Here is a 19,526-nt window from a genome sequence, read left to right on the forward strand (position 1 = left end):
TTGCTTTTGGGGGTGCCCCCAAGCTGCGCAAGGGGTCGGGCTTTCCGCTATTACTCCGCCACAAGGCCCTGCTGCAAAGGCTTCAGCGGGGTAGCCGCTTCAATCCCTCACCCGCGGTGTAACACGCGGCTATTTTTATGGCTTCTTAACTTTTTGTCTTCATGACTTTCCTGTCTTCATGACTTTCTTGACTCTCTGTCTTTTATGACTTCATGACTTTCCTGTCTTCATGACTTTCTTCACTTTTCTGTCTTTCTCTACTTTGTCTTTTATTTGCAATATGAAAATTGCCAGGGAAATCGCCGGGAGAATATGGGCCTTTTGGGCCCTGCTTGTATTTGTACCTTCCATGCTGGTAGCTATTATTTTTTACATGCCTTGTTTTTTAATGAAGGAGCCGGCAGCATCCTGGTGGCATCGCAGCGTTTCCCGTGCATGGATGACTTTTTTTCTTAACCTCGTAGGCTGTCCATTAAAGGTAAAAGGCGGCCATTATTTTAAGGAAGGGGAAAGTTATGTGGTTGTATGCAATCACAACAGCCTTATGGATGTGCCGGTAACCACACCTTTTATGCCTCATGCCAATAAAACCATAGCTAAAAAAAGTTTTGCGAAAGTGCCATTGTTTGGCTGGATATATTCGTTAGGCAGTGTATTGGTAGACAGGAATAGCGACGCCAGCCGGCGCAAAAGTTTTGAAGAAATGAAAAGGGTGCTGGCACTGGGCCTGGATATGGTTATTTACCCGGAAGGTACACGCAACCGCTCCGGCAAACCTCTTAAAGAGTTTTATGATGGCGCTTTCCGGCTGGCTGTTGACAGCAAAAGGAAAATAATGCCTACACTTATTTTCAATACCAGGAAAGTGCTGCCGGCCTCAAAACCTTTCTTTATGCTGCCGCATAAACTGCAAATGCATTTTCTGCCCCCGGTAGAGGTTGAGGGCCTGTCGTCAAAAGAGTTGAAAGAAAAAGTGTTTAAGCTTATGTGGGATTATTATGAGGCCAACAGCAAATAAACGGTAACATTTACGGTTAATTCCAATTTTCGAAGAACCAATGGGCTATGCTGCCCGGTGCCAACATAGGTATTGGGCAAGGCAAAATTTCAAATACCTGGCTGGTTACTAACGCTGTATAAAATAAACATTATCTTCGTTGCCGCTTAAGTAATCTGCCCATATCCTAAACGCAAACCATTTAATTCAACATCTTTCCTAAATAATAGGCCCTGTTGACTTGTAGTACATAACCTTATTTATTTTAACAGCACTGTATCCTTACGCAATGAACCCAGTAAGAGTATTGCTTTGCATTTTATTGTTGTTGCCCGCCTTTGTAAAATTTGCGGCCGGGCAGGTTAACTTTTTTAAGGAAGACCCCAACACGGTTGTAATTAAACGAACCGTTGACTCTCTGAATGAGTTGGCCTTTAAGGTAAAAAAGTACGACCTTAACAACGCCCTTACCTATATTGAAACAGCTAAAAACATTGCGGCTAAAAACAATTATAAAAAAGGCCTGGCTGTATCAGCATTGTACGAGGGTGGAATATTTCAGCAAAACGGGTATGCAAACAGGGCGCTCTCATTGTACTACCAGGCACACCAGATAAGCAAATCCATTAACGATACATTGAACATGGCCCGCGCCAACCAGCAAATAGCCATGAGCCATAGTAGTATGGGCCTGCAGGCCGATGCGGAAAAACGGCTGCTGGAAACGTTAGTGATTTATAAAATGCTTAACCAACGGGAAGAAATAATTAACGTTAAAAACAGTTTGGGCGTTATAAAACTTGGGTATAGAAATTTTGTTGCGGCGGACGAAAATTTTAGGGAAGCATTGGCGCAAAGCCTTACTCTTGGATATCCCTATGGAGAAAAGAAGGCCTATTTTAACCTGGGCCTTCTGTTTGAGGCGCTGGAAAAATATGATTCGTCTAATTTTTACCTGAAGAAATCATTCAGGCTGGATTCGCTGGCTTCCGATTGGTACGGCATGTCGTTAACCATGATAGAGTTGGCCAAAGTTGCTTACGAACGTAATAATATCACCAAAACCATCGAGTATGCGGAGCGGGCCGATACCATGGCCATTAACATACAGGCCCATGCGCTAAGGATAGAAGCCATGCAGCCTTTGTTGCGGGTGTACGGCCTGCAGGGGCGGCAAACAAAGCTTAATGAAACATTGCAGCGCATTGTGCGTAACCAGAAAGACCTGCTGCAAATGGAAAACCGCTATGTGGCCAACTTTGCCAACGCAATAAGGGAACAGCAGGAAAAGAACTTCCAGGCCGAAAAAGCCGCCATTGATGCTGAACGTGCTGCCCGCAACCAGTTGATACTGTTAATCTTTATCGGGTCAATTTTGCTGGTTGTATCACTGCTGCTTATACCCACTTTTCGCAACTACCGTAAAACTAAAAAGCTTACCAGGGAACTGGCAGAAAAAAATACATTGATACAGGAACACTCAGAATCGTTGGATAATCTTAACAAAGCCATCTCTGCTCAAAACAAAAAGCTGGAAGAAGAGAATAAAATGAAAGACAAGCTGCTGTTCACCATCTCCCACGACCTGCGGCATCCAATTGTCAACATCAAAAGCATCCTCGATCTTATCAGCCTTAACCTCGTTAGCCCTGAAGAAAGCCAGAAGTTGTTTCGCCAGTTGGGCAGCCAGTATATTAAAAGCCTGTCGCTGCTGGATAACCTCCTGTACTGGATACGTGGGCAAATGGATGACATTACCCTGGAGCATGTTAAGGTTAATATTTATCACCTGGCCAGCCTGTTGCTGGAAGAGCAAAGGCAACTATTGGCAGCAAAAAAAATTCGTGTATTCAATGATATTGATAAAGTGGCAGAGTGCACTGCCGAACCGGAAATGCTGAAAGTAATATTGCGTAACCTGCTCAACAACGCTATCAAATTTACCGGTGAATCCGGCAGTGTTCACCTTTCTTGCATGCAGGATAAAACCTACAGTTATATCAGCATTAAAGATACCGGTACAGGCCTAAGCAAAGAAACCCTGGAAAAGCTAAGGCTTAAGCAATACCACTCCCTTAACGGTACTGCCAACGAAACCGGCAGCGGGCTTGGCCTGCTGCTTACCAAAGATTTAATTGAACGCCACAAAGGCGAACTGCTGATTGAAAGCCAGCCAGGAACAGGCAGTACGTTTACGGTTAAGATACCTAACTAAAACTGTATCTTATATAAAAAGGTGCTTCGTAACTTTTACTTTTTTTCCATCATATACCCCACATCAAACATCTAACATTATTATGGGGTGCCCCCAAGCTGCGCAAGGGGTCGGGCTTTCCGCTATTACTCCGCCACAAGGCCTTTGCACAATGCCTTCAGCGGGGTAGCCGCTGCAATCCCTCACCCTCAGGTGTAACAGGTTGTTTATCCGCAGGCGGGCTTCATTAGGTACGAGTTACGAAGTACTCCAGGCTTAGAAATTATTTTTAAAGTAACAATTACAGGTACTTCGTAACTCGTTTGCATACACCGTACATCCCACACCTAACATCCTACATAAAAAAGGTACTTCGTACTTCGTAACTCGTACTTTGCATACATCGTACATCCCACATCTAACATCTTACATAAAAAAGGTAACCCCTACTTTGGTATCTTCTTAATACCTAACTTGCCCCGCTTAACCTCATTAATTATTAAAACACAATACAAATGAGAACGATTGTTTATGCGTGCCTGTGCTTATTGGGCATTGCTTTATTTACCCAATGTAATTCAGGTGGCTCCGGCGATGGTAGTGCCGACAGTACCTCCGTTGCTACTGATACCTCCACTGCCCCCGGTTCTACCGCCGGCTTTAAAATTGGTGCACAAATGTGGACGTTCCGCCTCTTTACCCTGGCCCAGGCTCTGGACAAAGCCGACAGTGCCGGTATCAAACACATCGAAGCGTTTCATGGCCAAAAGCTGGGCGGCGATATGAAAGGTTCCTTCGGCGTGGATATGTCTGCCGCTGACCGTGGCAAACTGAAACAACTGCTGCAGTCAAAAGGCATCAGTATTGTAGCCATGGGTGTAATTAGTCCCCAAACCCCCGAAGAATGGAAAAAGAATTTTGACCTTGCCAAAGAATTTAACCTCAGCTATATCACTTCCGAGCCTGTTAAATCACATTGGTCTGTTATAGACAGCCTTGCCGGGGTTTATGGAATCAAAGTAGCCATTCACGACCATCCCAAACCCAACGCTTACTGGCATCCGGATTCTGTATTGGCCGCCATCGAAGGCCATCCCAATATCGGCGCCTGTGCAGATGTAGGCCACTGGGCACGCAACGGTTTAAACCCGGCTGATTGCCTTAAAAAACTGGAAGGCCATGTATATGGCGTACACCTGAAAGACATAGTTAAATTCGACCAGACCAATGCCGCTGATACAGTGGTTGGTAAAGGTGTAATAGAGTTTGCGCCAATTTTTAAAGAATTGAAACGGCAAAACTTTAATGGTATGTTCTCTATAGAGCATGAATCTAATTGGGAAAATAACCTGCCTGATGTAATAGCAACGGTAAAATACTATAACGACCAGGTTGATGCGATAAAATAACTTCTTATTGGTATAAATAAAAAAGGGCGTTGCCGCCCCTTTTTTATTTATACGAATGTTGTAAGCAACGGCATTGCCTTTAGTTTGGGGTTAGCTTATACAAAATTTTACCACTGCATCGCAGGAAACAATTGCCACGATTTTACCGACTCTGCTTTAACAGTTGCGTCTTCTGCAAATATTTCAACATGTACAGCATCCTTAAGCGTTGGATAAACTACTTGCGTAATGCACTGTCTGCCATTTACAAAAACCTCTAAAACAGATTTGTCCAAAAATGCACGGATTTTCAGTTTTTCGCCTGGTAATATTTCAAAAGGGGCTTCTTCTATATCTACAGCAGGGTTAGGTTCCCGCACCATAGCAAATTCACGATACACTGACTTTTGCAGGCTGGATTGGTCAACGTTTATACCCAAAGTTTTTTTGTCCCTGTCAAAAACAACCGCTGTTTTCTCCCTGCCATCTGCTGAGCAGAACACGTTAAATCCAAAACGTTTTGCCAGGCCGGGGTCTACAACCATTTCTATTTCCATGCTCTTGCCTGCCGTGTTTTTCAGGGTCACTGTTTGCCCTTTTCCAATTTCAAAGCCTGCTTCACTGGCGGGCTGGTACCTTAGCCTTTCAACTTCCTGTGGCGGTTCAATCAGCAGAGATTTTTTGTCCTTTGCCAGTGTAAGCACACGTGGCATGCTCATAGTGCCGCTGGATACTCCGGATTTCCTGTCCAGTACCCAGGCCCATAAAATGCGTCGGCCTTTGTCGTCAAGCAGTGTTTCGGGGGCAAAAAATGTTCCGCCAGGCCAGTTCATCCTGTGGTGGTATTCCGGCGTAAACTGCTGGCCATCCCAATTGCCTATATAATACCTGGCGCCGCGGATATGACTGATGCAGACGAGCACCCATTTATCATCCAGCTTAAAAAAATCAGGGCAGGAAATATCTTCAAAATCATCCACACCCGGCAGGTCATACTTTAAAAAATTTCCCAGTTTTTTCATAGGCTCAGTATAACTTTTGCCGGTAAACAAAACAGCCGGGTTAGGTATGCCTGCAGATACCGGCATACCGCCGGAAATCTGGTAATAGGTATCTCCCTCCAGCCACATGTGTGGGTCCCACCCCGGTGTGGCAATAGGGTTGGCTTTGGGTTTTTGCCATATATCCAGGTTTTTGTCGCTGCTGTACGCCACGCAATTGCCTCCGCTTTCCACGCCATGGTAGCTTATAACAACGTTACCGTCTTTGGCTACAAAGGCATTACCGCTAAAAATACCTTTGTCGGGGTCGCCGGTATGGTGTTGTAAATCTTTGGAATGCCAGCGCCAGTGAAAGAGGTCAATGCTGCTCAGGTGCTGCCAGTGGTGGCCCGCTTCTGCCTGGTACAGGTGCCACAGGTGATAAACCCCGTCTTTAAAAATGGCCCCATTGGGGTCAAAAGGCATGCCTTGCCCTTCCGCAATTGTCAAATGCCAGGCGGGCCTTATTGCATCATCCAATTCTGCACGGCGTACACGCCTGGATGCTTCAATATCCCCGGGTTTAATGGTAAGTGTATCTTTTGTTTCCTGTGCGGTTGTGGTTAATACGGCAAACAGCAAACCTGCACAGAACAGTAAAAGTCTTTTCATGGCATAGCTTTTATCTAATATACAATTAAAAGCTTTAGCCAATTACAGTTAGCAGCTTTGTAAAAAGCTTATTAGTTTATCAGTAGCTTTTCTCCTGTGGCTGAAAATATTTTTTTCATCCATGCTCATTTCAGCAAAAGTCTTCTCGCTTCCTGCAGGTACAAAAACCGGGTCGTAACCAAAACCACCCGTGCCGGTTTGTTGTTCAATTATATGGCCATTACAAATTCCTTCAAATAAATGTTCTTTGCCATTCATCAGTAAAGAAATAACAGTTTTAAACCGTGCATTCCTGTTTTCTTTACCGGCAAGGTTGGCCAGCAGTTTGTCAATATTCTTTTGAAAATCTTTGCCGTCACCAGCGTACCTGGCGCTTTTCACGCCTGGTTCGCCATTCAGCGCCTCCACTTCAAGGCCCGTATCTTCACTAAAACAATCCTGCCCGGTAAGCTCAAAAATTACTTTCGATTTTTCAGAGGCATTAGCCGCGATGGTATCATGTGGTTCCGGTATATCTATGTTAATACCTGCTTCTTTCAGCGTAATAATTGTAAACCTGCTGCCAATAACATTTCTTATTTCTTCTACTTTGTGTTGGTTATTGGTGGCGAATATCAGTGTTGGCATTTGTAACGGGTATTTGGCTTGGTTTTGTTAAAGAAAAATTTTTATGAACCCGGCTGAGGGTTTTCATGGCATCGCCTCTTGCGTCGCAACAGCGTGTACGTCCGGCTCATTGGGCGGCTTTTCAGGCCCTGGTAGAAACCCCGCCTGCACCAGGCATCAGCTAAATACCCTTTTTAAACTATCCCAGAGTTTTCTTTTTTCTGCGTTGATGGCCTTGTCATTTTTTTCAGTGGAAAGCGTAGCAACCGGCGCCGATAAAATGGTACAATTGCCATGTTTCTGTACCTGGTAGTCAGGCATGGCAAAGGGCAACTGTATGTCTTTGGTGCTTATGCCAAAAAGCAGCACATACTGCGGTTGCAGATGTTTCTTCAGCAGGGTAAAAGTAACCTGTTGCTGGCTGGCATTAACTATGGCAATATCCGCCATATTCATTTTCAGGGCTTCCAATAGTTTCATCAGGGTATTAAGGCTGTTGTCATCAATGTAAGCATTGTCTTCATCGCTAACCACTACAGTAATATGGCGCCTGTTATCGCCCAGCCACCATTTTTTATTGATGAGTGGCGCCGGCCGGGCTGCTGCTTCAGGCTTTTTTGTTGTAATTTGCGTCTCATCATTCGTTAATCCAGCCTTTACATCACCCGTTAAAACAAGCGTGTTTCTGAAAAGTTCCGCAATAACAAATGGTGGAAGTGTGGAATTCATGTAATGAGTATAATTAACGGTTGTTAGTTTTATTTTTTTATTTTCTTTGCAGCAAATTTAGTGTTATGACCGAAGCTTTAGACATTTCAGTAACAAGGGTTGAAAGAAGCAAATTAACAGGCTTCAATTTTGACAACCTGCCTTTTGGCAAGTATTTTACCGATCACATGCTGGAAGCCGACTACGAAAACGGCGAATGGAAATCAGTCGAAATAAAACCTTACCAGCCCCTGCTGCTGGAGCCTTCGCTTGCGGCGCTGCACTACGGCCAATCTATTTTTGAAGGTATTAAAGCTTACAAAGACGCGGAAGGAAATCCTTTCATCTTTCGCCCATACGATAATTTTAAAAGGTTTAACCTTTCGGCAGACCGTATGAACATGCCGGAAGTGCCTGAAGAAATTTTTATAGAGGGTATGCGCCAGTTGATTGAAATTGATAAGAATTGGATACCCGCTAAAAAAGATTATTCCCTTTACATACGCCCCTTAATGTTTGCCACGGATACCATGCTTGGCGTAAGACCTTCTGAAAAATATAAATTCCTTATACTGTTAAGCCCGGCCGGCGCCTATTTTTCCGCACCGCTGCGCATAGCTGTTGAAGAAAAGTATACCCGCGCTGCACCTGGGGGCGTTGGTTTTTCAAAAAACGCCGGTAACTATGGCGGAAGTATGAAAGCCGCTACCGTGGCTAAAGAGCAGGGTTACGACCAGGTTTTATGGACAGACGCTTTTGAGCACAAATGGCTGCAGGAAGTGGGCATGATGAATGTATTCTTTATAATCAACAACGTGGCCATTACACCTTCGCTGGAAGAGGGGACCATACTGGCTGGTGTTACCCGCAACAGTGTGATAACACTACTGGAAGAGATGGGGATTAAGGTGGAAGAGAGGAAAATCAGCATAGACGAGCTGACTGAGGCCTACAAAAACAACCAGCTACAGGAAGTTTTTGGAACCGGTACCGCTGCTGTAGTGTCGCTGGTGAAGGAGTTAAAGTACAGGGATACGGTTATGCAGTTTGATGTTGCTTCATTTAAGCTGGCCGCGGCTGTAAAGCAGCGCCTGGCCGATATAAGGGAAGGTAAAGTGGAAGATACCCACAACTGGCTGGTTAGGATTTAGTGCGATGTGTGATGATTCAAGTACGGGCTACGAAGTACGAAGTGCTTTTTTGTGTATGATGTACTATGTGGGCTGTAATTGACAGAAATGCACAAGACTCACTATTCACCACTCACCATTCACCACTCACTTCTCTACCCGGGCTTAAAAGCCGCATAGCGAACAAGGCGTACAAGTGAGTGACACAACGCAAGCCCGGTTAGAATTGCCGTCGCTGGTCTCCTGAAAAAAGAAAAAATTCAATAGAAATCCCCGGTTTATTCACAAATCCGGGGATTTTTTGGAAATAGGAATTTGTTTATTTGGAATTTCACAATCATGCCGTTACCTTTGCCGTCCGAAAAAATAATGGTTTAGAATGCCTACAATACAACAATTAGTTAGAAAGGGCCGTGAAATCATCAGGGCAAAAAGCAAATCAAGGGCTTTGGATGCTTGTCCCCAGCGCCGCGGCGTTTGCACAAGGGTTTATACAACCACTCCAAAAAAACCTAACTCCGCTTTGCGTAAAGTTGCCAAAGTGCGTTTAACAAACAAAGTAGAGGTTATCGCTTACATACCTGGTGAAGGTCACAACCTGCAGGAGCACTCCATTGTGCTTATACGCGGTGGCCGTGTTAAAGACTTACCGGGTGTTCGTTACCATATCGTACGCGGAAGCCTGGATACTGCCGGTGTTAAAGACCGCAAGCAGAGCCGCTCTAAATACGGTACCAAAAAGGAAAAACCTAAAAAATAGGTTTTCTGTTTAAAAACTGATAAGTAACAAATAATAATAGTTTTTGAGATATGCGTAAAGCACAAGCCAAAAAATTACCCTTAGCGCCTGATGGCCGCTATAACGACAAACAGGTTACCCGTTTCATTAATAACCTGATGTGGGATGGCAAAAAAAGCACAGCTATCAGCACTTTTTACAATGCTTTGGATAAAGTAAGTAAAAACACTGGTGAAGATGGCTACGAAATATGGAAAAAAGCATTGGTGAATGTTACCCCTGCAGTTGAAGTGCGCAGCCGCAGAATTGGTGGCGCTACCTTCCAGATTCCTACAGAAGTACGTGCTGACAGAAAAATTTCCCTGAGCATGAAATGGTTAATCCGTTTCAGCCGCGATAGAAACGGCCGTACCATGGCTGATAAACTGGCTAACGAAATAGTGGCCGCCAGCAAAGGTGAAGGCGCTGCTTTCAAAAAGAAAGAAGACACACACCGCATGGCTGAAGCCAACAAGGCATTCTCACACTTCCGTGTATAACCGTTACCCGTTCAATCTAACGTCATTATATACCTGTCCCGCCTAACCGGCGGGACTTTTTTTTTGCACAATCTTTCAAACTTTTCCCCGTTTAAAGGGTTATTAAATCTCCGGCACTTTCTTAAAATAGCGTTTAAATGCTTGCCGGGCTAAAACTTAAGGCATAAATTCGGTTACCCATCTAATTATAACTTTAATTATCAGAATCTTGCACGGTTTGTGCGTATTGTTGAAAAACCAATAATTGAAAATTTTGAGCATGAGAAAATCCCATCTTCAAAAGGTGATATTATTAGCTTGTATTATATTGCCCGCGGCCTTATTCGGCCAGGAAAAGTCAGTTTCCCTAACAGTGCATCCCTCGCGGATAGCAGGCAAAATCAACGAAAAAATTTATGGCCACTTCCTGGAGCACATTTACCACTCTGTTAATGGGGGTATTTGGGGCGAAGTGGTCTGGAACCGCAGTTTTGAGGAATGCATGGCCAAAGGCAACTGGCGCATTAACAACCAGGATAAAACCATTATCACCAGTGCGCCGGAAAAGGCAGCCTCCCAGTTTTTAATAGGCGATGAAAAGTGGCGTGACTATGAAGCCTCCGTAGAGTTCAGAAAAACAGAAGACGAAGGCGATGTGCTGGTGGGCGTACGCAACACGCTTAACCGTATTACACTGGCGTTGGGAGACTCCAACAACACCCGGCAATCGCTGGTAGTTGCCGCGCAATGGAACTTTATTAACCTTAGCCAGGATATAAAAACTGTCCAGTCCCTCAAGGGCAGCATAGCAAAAGACCGCTGGTACAACCTGGTGGTGCGTTGCGATAAACAGCGGGTGCAGGCCTGGCTGGATGGTCAATCCCTTTTTGATTACCAGTTACAGAAAACAGATCCTCAAAACGGGCGGCTAAGCCTGGGCGCAATCAATACGGTAGCGGAGTTCAGGAACATTAAGGTAAAATCATTGTCAAAAGATTCCCTTGCGCCGGTTATTACCCCGGCCCGCCATTGGTATGTAACCGGCGATTGCCAGGTAAGCCCCGATACTTCTAATCCTTTAAACGGACATGTAAGCGTAAAAATAGCGGCCAACGAAAGTGAGGGTGGCCTTTACCAGCAAAACTTTAATGCCCGCAAAGGGGATACCCTGCAGGGGTCTGTTTGGCTCAGGGGTAAATCTGACAAAGGCATTATTGTACGTTTAATGAACAGGGACAAAGTGCTTGCCCAACAGGTGATCAATCATATTGACCCGGAATGGAAAGAATACCCCTTACGTTTGGCCAGTAATGCAGATTGCGATACCGCGCAGTTGCAAATTGTCTCCAACGGTAAAACGGTTGCCTGGGTTGACCAGTTAAGCCTGATGCCTGCATCTGCTGGTAAAACGGGTGGTTTTCGTGCCGATTTGTTTAAAGCTATGCAGGATTTAAAACCTGCCATTATACGATGGCCGGGTGGCACATTTGTTTCTCATTACGATTGGGAGCATGGTATAGGACCACAAAAAGCCCGTATTGGCAAAAGCGGTTGGGATGAGATGGACCCCCTGGCTTTTGGGCTTGACGAATTCCTGCGACTTTGCGAAAAGCTGAAATCAGAGCCGGTTGTTGTAGTACATGTAGGCTACAACACCAATAAGTGGGAGCGGGAAGGATGGCTGAAAAAAACACTCAACTGGATGGAGTATTGCAACGGCGATACCACTACCCCCTACGGTAAACTGCGGGCCCAAAACGGGCACCCGGCACCCTATAATGTAAAGTACTGGGAACTGGATAACGAAGTATGGATAATGCAACAGATGGAGTATGTAAAGATCATCCGCCAGTTTGCACCGGAAATGCGCAAGAAAGATTCTACCATCAAAATTATTGCCTGTGGCAGCGGTTACTTTAACACCTCATGGAAGGGTAGTGATACACTTATTATTAACAATGCTGCCGAGCATATAGATTACCTGAGTATTCACAATTACGAAGACCCTGCCCACTTTTTAACCGGCATTCCTTACGCGGAAAAATACTGGAATTCGCTTTCGCCATACATAGCAAAAAGTAAAAACCCCAGGGTTAAATTGTTCTTTTCTGAGTGGAATGCCCAAAGTACCGATTGGCGTACCGGTTTGTACGCGGCAGGTATGTTGAATGCTATGGAGCGTACCCCATTGATTGACATGGCTACGCCGGCATTATGGCTGCGCCACGTTAAAGCCCCGGCCTGGGACAATGCCTTCATTAACTTTAACCAGAGCAAATGGTTTGGGGCGCCCAACTATAAAGTGATGAAGCTGTGGCATGAGCATTTTGCGCCTTATCGTATTGAGATGAACGGCTCCACAGATAGCCTCAACGTAATAGCCACTAAATCGGTGGATGGAAGTAAGGTATTTATTAAAGCTGTTAACCCGCTTGACAGGAATGTGGCTGTTGACATTAAACTTGACAGCGGTTTTGTATTGAACAAAACAGACTTTAAGCTTATTTCCGCGGGTTTTTTAAGTGAGCGTAATACCATAGAACAACCACAAACCATAGAGCCGGTAACCATAACGGTTAACCAGGAGGGGGATGATACCATCAAATTCATCTTGCCCAAATGGTCGGCCGGTGTTGTTACCGCGATGATTAAAAAAAGAAACGGGTAATTGGTTATAAAATAAATCCGGTGTACTGTGTTGAACATAGTACACCGGATTTTTATGAACCCGGCTGACGGTTTTTTATGGCATCGTCCCTTGCGTCGCAACAGCGTGTGCTTTCTGCTCATTGGGCGGCTTTTCAGCCCTGGTAGGGTAGTGAATGGTCAATGGTGAATGGTGAGTAAATGCCGTTTAGTTAAGAATGTCATGCTGAGCTGTCGAAGGCGGATTCGTGAAAAGTAACTTGCATAAATCAGTTTCTATAATGCTTCGGTAACTTCAGCTTAACAATGCTTAAGTTAATGGCATTGCTGCACCCGCATTATTTTTTCTCCTAACCCCATCCCGCAACATTTTCCGGCGTATCTTTCCAACCCAAAAAACACTTGAACCCGTAAGCAAACTAATAACCAGGAAAATACCCCATAAGTTAACAGTTTGCCTCAACCTTTAACTGTTTATGCCCCTCAAAAAAAGCCGCCTTAAATTGTCCGTACTTTTTGCAGCGTGCCTTTTATGGCACGGTTACCTGTTTGCGCAAACAGCAGATTTTACGGCAGACAAGGCGGGAGGCTGTTCCCCGCTGGATATCAGGTTTACCAATACATCTACCGGCATGTCCGCATCAGCCACCTACAGTTGGGATTTTGGCAATGGCAACACCTCTACATTAACCAACCCGGGCACTACCTACAAAGAAGAAAAAACATACAGTGTTAAACTAACCGTTAAAGATGCCGGTAAAGCCTACACCAAAAGCATGAATGTAACGGTGTATAAAAAGCCGTCGGTAGATTTTACTGTAGATGTAAGTAAGGGCTGCCTGCCATTGCCTGTAACTTTTAAAAGCACATCCACCCCCGGCGATGGAAGCATCAGCAATTATTTCTGGGATTTTGGCGATGGCTCAACACAGCCTGGCAGCCAGCCATCCGAACAGCATACCTATAATACACCTCAAACAGTAACGGCCAGCCTTACCATAACCAACAGCCATGGCTGTTTTAATACGCTTAGCAAAAGCGCTATTGTAAAAGTGCTGCCGCCGGTAAAGGCCGATTTTAAAATAGATAAGGCGGTTCTGTGCCGGGTTACAGATGCGGCTAAGTTTACCAATACCAGTACAGGTTCCGGCACTTTAACGTATAGCTGGGATTTTGGTGACGGTAAAACTTCAACAGATAAAGATCCTTCTCATGTCTACGGTGCAAAGGGCACTTATACCGTAAAGCTTACCGTTAAAAGCAGTGATGGCTGCACCGACGTAATAACCAGGGATGCTGTAGTTAACGTAGCCAATTTTAAAAGTGATTTTGATGTGCCTTCGCTTATTTGCCAGGATAATACCGCAACATTTACTGATAAAAGCAACCCCATATCCGGCAACCAGGTATGGCTGCTGGATGGTAATGAATATTACTATAATTACAGCCAGTTTTCAACAACATTTACAGACGGTAAACAGCATAAGGTACAGTTGGTAAACAAATATGGCAGTTGTGTGGATACAGCTACTAAAACCGTAGCGGCAAAACCTTCTCCTAAAACACAGGATTTTATTGCTGACATGGGCGGCGTTTGTGGCGCCCCGGTAACCGTTAAGTTTAAAGATACCACAGCTTCAGCCGTAAAATGGGGCTGGGATTTTGATAACCTTTATTACTATAATTTCGATCCTACGGCCTTTACCAAAGACCCTACATTTACTTACACTGCGGATGGTACATATTACGTTACCCTGCAGGTTACCAATGCAGACGGTTGTTCAACTTTTGTAAACAAAACGGTAGCTGTGTACAAGGCAAATGCACAGATAATAAGTTCTGGCGGCGACCTGGCATGCCAATCTTTAACTACCCAATTCAGCGTTTCTTCCGATGTTGCTGTTACAGACTATAGCTGGGATTTTGGCGATGGCAGCAAAAGTACTTCAGCCAAACCCTCTCACACATTCAGCAAGCCGGGCACCTACAACGTTAGGCTTGATTACACCAATGCCAATGGCTGTAAAGGAACGGCTTACAAAACCATCAGGGTAGAAGAAAAACCTAAGTTTGATTTTACGGCCAGCCCCGGTACTACCATTTGCGGTAATACACCGGTTACGTTTGTTGTTACCGGCACCAACCTTGGCTTTGGAAACTTCCTGTGGAATTTTGGCGAAAATGAATACTACGGTTACTATGCCAACAATACCCACCAGTATTATCATGATTCAACTTATACCATCTCGCTGATTGTTGACAACAACGGCTGCCGCGACACAGTTACCAAGAAAAACTATGTAAAAGTATTGCCGCCATTTCCTAAGATAGCTTCCGTAATGAATACCTGCGACGGCACCCGTGGTGAAGTGACTTTTACCGAGACATCAGACCAGGCGAAAGGCTGGAGTTGGGATTTTGGTGATGGCAGCGCTGCTACTGCTTACACTACGGCTAAGCCGGAAGTAAAGCACACCTATACCCAAACAGGTGCTTACAAAGTGGTGCTTACTGCCACCAATGGAGGCTGTTCGGTAAGGGATTCCGTTACGGCTTATGTATTGTTGAAGCAAAAGCCTTTACTGGCAGCCCAATCATCCCAGGTGTGCAGCGACAGAGATCTGTTTTTGAACATAACGCAAATGGAACACAACCCCTATTATTCTTACTACTATGAATATCAAGTGGTACAGGCGCTTTATGGTGACGGTACACCCTATAACAGCTACATTAATATAATGGATTATTATTGGTCAGATGGGTACCAGTTTTTCCTCCGCGACCTAGATGTAACCAAAAAAGACCTGCAGGTTATTACCCGTTCTGATTATTTCAACTGTTTAGACACTACCAATATGATACCTCTTGTAATTAAAGGGCCAACTGCTGGCTTTGAGGTAGTGAAAGACAATATATGTTTTAAATCGCCGGTTGAGTTAAAGGATACATCCAAAGCAGGTGGCAGTGTACCTATTGAAAAATGGGAATGGGATTACGGCGATGGCATTACCGAAACCTTAACCAAAGGCGGGCTTACCAAACACACTTACAGCAACCCGGGTTACTACTATGTTACGTTAAAGGTTACAGATAAGGATGGTTGTACCGATGCCGACAATGCCTACCATAGTGTAACGGTTAATGGACCCAAAGCATCTTTTTACATGTCTGATAATCCTGTACTGCCTAATACAACAGTCACCTTTTACAATACATCCAATACATACGGCACCAACTATTACGACAATAGCTTTACCTGGCATTTTGGCGACGGAACAAGTACTGTTACCAATCTTTACGATTATCCCTGGCATACCTACACAGAAACAGGTATTGATACGGTGATGCTGATAGCATCTGCCGCCGACAAATCCTGTACTGATACCGCGGTGCAATACCTGCAGGTAAAAAATATTAACCTGGCATATACTTATACTACGGCATTTGTAAACCCTTCAACAGGCTGCCCGCCTGTTATAGCCAGTTTTGTAAACACATCCATCAATACCAGCAGCATATCCTGGAGTTTTGGTGATGGCAGTACCGCTGACAATATCAATTTTGCCAGCCACGTGTACGAAAAGCCAGGTGTGTACAAGGTTACTTTGTATGGTCATTTTGCAGATGGAAGCATTGACTCCACGTTTGAGTACATTACCATAAAAGGGCCTTATGCAACGTTGTATGCGGATAAGATGTTTTCCTGCGGTTCTGCAGATACCATAAAGCTGCATGTTGAAGCATACAACACCAGCAACTACCTGTGGGACTTTGGAGACGGCACCACCATTGAAACCGCTGATACCTTTGCAGTTCACAGTTACCTTACACCTGGGGTATATAACCCCGCTGTTATTCCTAAGGATGGCAGCGGCTGCCCTACCAACAGCTTTTACCTTGATAACAAAGTGGTTATTGATACCCTGTCTATCGCCATTAAAACCCAGCCACCTGTAGTGTGCGACTCCAGTACGGTTTTCTTTACGATAGATATGTTGAGCGTTGCCAAAAACCAGTTACAGGAAACCATGCATTATCATTGGGACTTTGGCGCCGGCAATGTTACGGATACAGCCAATACCGAAGACCCGGCGTTTGTGTACAATAACACCGGCAACTATACGGTAAAGCTTAAAGTAGCTTCGCCCTATGGTTGTGTGGATGAAACGGATGTAAACATACTGGTAAAGCCTACTGCCCGTGGTATTATTACCGGCCCGCCGGAAGTATGCCAGGATCTTTTTGCTGCTTTTACCGCCACTACAAACATACCGGTAACCAATGCCACCTGGCAATGGCAATTTCAAGGCAATGCTGCCGCTACCCAGCAAAACCCACCGGCACAACAGTTTATACAGCCTGGCCCTGCGCAGGTAAGGTTAGTGGTAAATAATGATGGCTGTTACGATACAGCCTATCACAACATTATCGTAAATGCAAAACCTTTTATTGATATACTGCCCAAACAACCGCATGTTTGTGTGGGTGGCGCTGTTCAGTTGCAGGCGCATGATGGTGTCAGCTTTACCTGGTCTCCGGCAGCGGATATTGATAACCCCAATATTGCCAACCCCTTTGTAAGTCCCGCTGCTACCAGCATGTACGCGGTAGATGTTACCAATGCCAAAGGCTGCTCCAGCCGCGATTCTGTTACCGTGCTGGTAATACAGCGCTTTACCGTTGCGGTAGATTCGCCGGTGCACCTCTGCCAGGGCAGTACCTTAATGTTAAAGGCCACTGGTGCAGACAGCTACCGCTGGATTGACGGCAGCAACCTGGATAACCCGCAAAGCGGCACGCCCGTTACCAATACCACCGTGCCCAGAACGTATACGGTAGTTGGCTACGACAACTATGGTTGCTTTACTGATACTGCTCAAACCATGGTATTAATAGATCCCCTGCCCACCGTTAATGCCGGAGATGATATAATAACACCGGCAGGTTCTGCGGTTGAGTTAATAAGTACCGCCAGCAGCGATGTAGTTAGCTGGGCCTGGCAGCCATCCACCTACTTAACATGCAGCAATTGCGCATCACCGGTAAGCATACCACGGTCTGATATAACGTATGTTGTTGAAGTGGCCACCGCTCAAAACTGCCGGGCTAAAGACAGCGTTAGCATTAAAATTGTTTGTAAGGCCAGCCTGGTACAAATACCCACTGCCTTTACGCCCAACGGAGATATGCGCAACGATTACTTTAAAATCACCGGCCAGGGCATTAAGCTCATCAAACATTTTGTGATATTCGGCCGCCTGGGCGATAAGGTATTTGAAAAGAACAACGTATTGCCCAACGATTTCAGCGCCGGCTGGGATGGCAAATACCAAAACCGCACAATGCCCACCGGCACCTATGTGTTTATGGCCGAAGTTATTTGCGACACCGGCGAAACCTACAACTATAAAGGAACGGTTACGTTGATAAGATAGAAAAATTCGTGCTGCTTTACTGCATATCGTGTTCCATTGAACAAAACGTAGCGCATATTTAGCTTTTTTATGAACCCGGCTACAATAAATTATGGCACCGCCTGTTGAGCAATCTTGCGTGGCGAAGCAGCAAGATTGGAATACTTGTACGTCCGGTTTTTCATGGCAGCTTTTCAGCCCTGGTAAAGTCCGGGAGAAATAGGCTTTTATTAATTTCTGCTTTGTCATAGTCATACTGTTTATATTTACTACTCCGGTAATCCTATTTTATGAAACGCGACGACATCCTCTGGAAAGGTATACTTGAAAATGTATTTGACGACTTTCTACGTTTCTTTTTCAGCAATGCAGACGAACTTTTTGACATGGAAAAAGGCTTTGCTTTCCTTGATAAAGAACTTGCACAACTGTATCCCCAGGGGGAAGGCACTTATCCAAAATTTGTTGACAAACTGGTTAAAGTTTTTTTAAACGATGGAAGAGAGGAGTGGATACTGGTACATATTGAAGTACAAGGCCATAAAGACGCCGGTTTTGAAAAGCGCATGTTCACTTATTTTTACCGTATACTGGATAGATATGACAAGCCGGTAACCGCTATTGCTATTTTAACAGACAGCAATAAGAACTTTAAGCCTGGTACTTTTGCTTATAACTGCCTTGGCACAAGTGCTGTTTTTAGATTCAATAGTTACAAAATAATAGAGGAGGACGAGGAAAGGCTTTTGTCAAACAGCAATCCGTTTTCAGTAGTGGTATTAACGGTACTGCTCGCTATTAAACAAAAAAGGGTGCCTGACGACAATTTGCTGCAACTGAAGGTGGAACTGGCAAAAAATCTGCTGCGCCGAGAAATACCTTTAAAAAAGGTTAGAGAGTTATTAGTTTTTCTGAAGAGTTATGTACGGTTTGCCAAAAAGGAAAATAACGCTAAATTTGAACAAAAGATAAACGACTTTACCGGAAATAAAACAACTATGGGTATTGTAGAAATGTTGATGGAAAGGGAAAAGAAGGAGGGCATGCTTCAGGGTAACCAGGAAGCAAGAATTGCATTTGTAAAAAACCTGTTGCAACAAACAGATTTCAGCATAAGGAAGATTGCACAATTAGCTGATGTTACTGAAGCATTCGTAAGGAAAATAAAGAAAAGCTTATAACAGGCAGAAATATCCTTTTTAACAGGCGGCTTATTAACAGCCGCCTGTTTGTTTTATTGGAGAACAAACACTGTAATGTAACTCTACCCATGCTGGGAAGATGCCGCAAAATATCAATCACGCCTGAAATGCTGCAGGATACTGTATTTGTTGCTCAATAAAGTTATAGCGTACAAGTGAGTGACACAACGAAGTCCCCATGAAATACATCTGCCCGTACCATAAAAATAAAAAATGCCGCAGGCATTATTCAGGCACTCCATGCCCTTAAACCGCATTGTTATCCCCACTGTAAAAAGAAATTATCAATAATCTTGGTTTGTAACCTTTAAGGCAGGATTTTTGTACATCAA

General features: G+C 44.5%; 12 protein-coding genes. 9 read left to right on the forward strand and 3 right to left on the reverse strand.

Translation table 11 applies throughout. From position 1 onward, the window contains the following. Positions 1–229: 229 nt before the first annotated feature. From F0364_RS18740 to F0364_RS18750, 3 genes are all read left to right on the forward strand, one after another. Entirely contained in the window at positions 230–1,018 is a 789-nt protein-coding gene (locus tag F0364_RS18740) for a lysophospholipid acyltransferase family protein (protein WP_235921149.1), read from the forward strand. A 268-nt stretch (positions 1,019–1,286) separates the two neighbouring features. After that, the gene (locus tag F0364_RS18745) at positions 1,287–3,212 is read left to right on the forward strand and encodes a sensor histidine kinase (protein WP_153799340.1); all 1,926 of its coding nucleotides are present in this window, start codon (positions 1,287–1,289) and stop codon (positions 3,210–3,212) included. A 494-nt stretch (positions 3,213–3,706) separates the two neighbouring features. Further along, positions 3,707–4,600, forward strand: a complete 894-nt coding sequence (locus tag F0364_RS18750; protein WP_153799341.1) for a sugar phosphate isomerase/epimerase family protein — start codon at positions 3,707–3,709, stop codon at positions 4,598–4,600. A gap of 107 nt (positions 4,601–4,707) precedes the next feature. Here F0364_RS18750 and F0364_RS18755 read toward each other — a convergent pair whose 3' ends face one another. The 3 genes from F0364_RS18755 to F0364_RS18765 all read right to left on the reverse strand — a co-directional run bounded on the left by F0364_RS18755 (position 4,708) and on the right by F0364_RS18765 (position 7,566). Further along, positions 4,708–6,231 carry a glycoside hydrolase family 32 protein gene (locus tag F0364_RS18755; RefSeq protein ID WP_153799342.1) on the reverse strand — a complete coding sequence of 508 codons (1,524 nt, stop codon included), beginning with the start codon at positions 6,229–6,231 and terminating at the stop codon, positions 4,708–4,710. A gap of 48 nt (positions 6,232–6,279) precedes the next feature. Next, complete coding sequence (rdgB, locus tag F0364_RS18760) at positions 6,280–6,858, reverse strand: RdgB/HAM1 family non-canonical purine NTP pyrophosphatase (RefSeq protein ID WP_153799343.1); 579 nt, start codon at positions 6,856–6,858, stop codon at positions 6,280–6,282. Between the two features lie 156 nt (positions 6,859–7,014). Beyond that, a complete protein-coding gene (locus F0364_RS18765) occupies positions 7,015–7,566 on the reverse strand; it encodes a hypothetical protein (RefSeq protein ID WP_153799344.1) in 552 nt (183 codons plus the stop codon). Between the two features lie 65 nt (positions 7,567–7,631). Here F0364_RS18765 and F0364_RS18770 point away from each other — a divergent pair, with 65 nt between their 5' ends. From F0364_RS18770 to F0364_RS18795, 6 genes are all read left to right on the forward strand, one after another. Continuing rightward, a complete protein-coding gene (locus F0364_RS18770; protein ID WP_153799345.1) occupies positions 7,632–8,696 on the forward strand; it encodes a branched-chain amino acid aminotransferase in 1,065 nt (354 codons plus the stop codon). A 358-nt stretch (positions 8,697–9,054) separates the two neighbouring features. After that, positions 9,055–9,435 (forward strand): 30S ribosomal protein S12, encoded by a 381-nt coding sequence (gene rpsL, locus F0364_RS18775; RefSeq protein ID WP_076379475.1) that lies wholly within the window; start codon positions 9,055–9,057, stop codon positions 9,433–9,435. A gap of 50 nt (positions 9,436–9,485) precedes the next feature. Next, positions 9,486–9,953: a 30S ribosomal protein S7 gene (rpsG, locus tag F0364_RS18780; protein WP_153799346.1), complete on the forward strand. Its 468-nt coding sequence runs from the start codon at positions 9,486–9,488 to the stop codon at positions 9,951–9,953. A 259-nt stretch (positions 9,954–10,212) separates the two neighbouring features. After that, positions 10,213–12,600, forward strand: a complete 2,388-nt coding sequence (locus F0364_RS18785) for an alpha-L-arabinofuranosidase family protein (protein WP_153799347.1) — start codon at positions 10,213–10,215, stop codon at positions 12,598–12,600. Between the two features lie 454 nt (positions 12,601–13,054). Beyond that, positions 13,055–18,013 carry a PKD domain-containing protein gene (locus tag F0364_RS18790; RefSeq protein WP_153799348.1) on the forward strand — a complete coding sequence of 1,653 codons (4,959 nt, stop codon included), beginning with the start codon at positions 13,055–13,057 and terminating at the stop codon, positions 18,011–18,013. Between the two features lie 269 nt (positions 18,014–18,282). After that, positions 18,283–19,173 (forward strand): RpnC/YadD family protein, encoded by an 891-nt coding sequence (locus tag F0364_RS18795; RefSeq protein ID WP_153799349.1) that lies wholly within the window; start codon positions 18,283–18,285, stop codon positions 19,171–19,173. The last annotated feature ends 353 nt before the right edge of the window (positions 19,174–19,526 follow it).

Origin of the sequence: Foetidibacter luteolus, assembly GCF_009650435.1 — a bacterium.
Classification (GTDB): Bacteria; Bacteroidota; Bacteroidia; order Chitinophagales; family Chitinophagaceae; genus Foetidibacter; species Foetidibacter luteolus.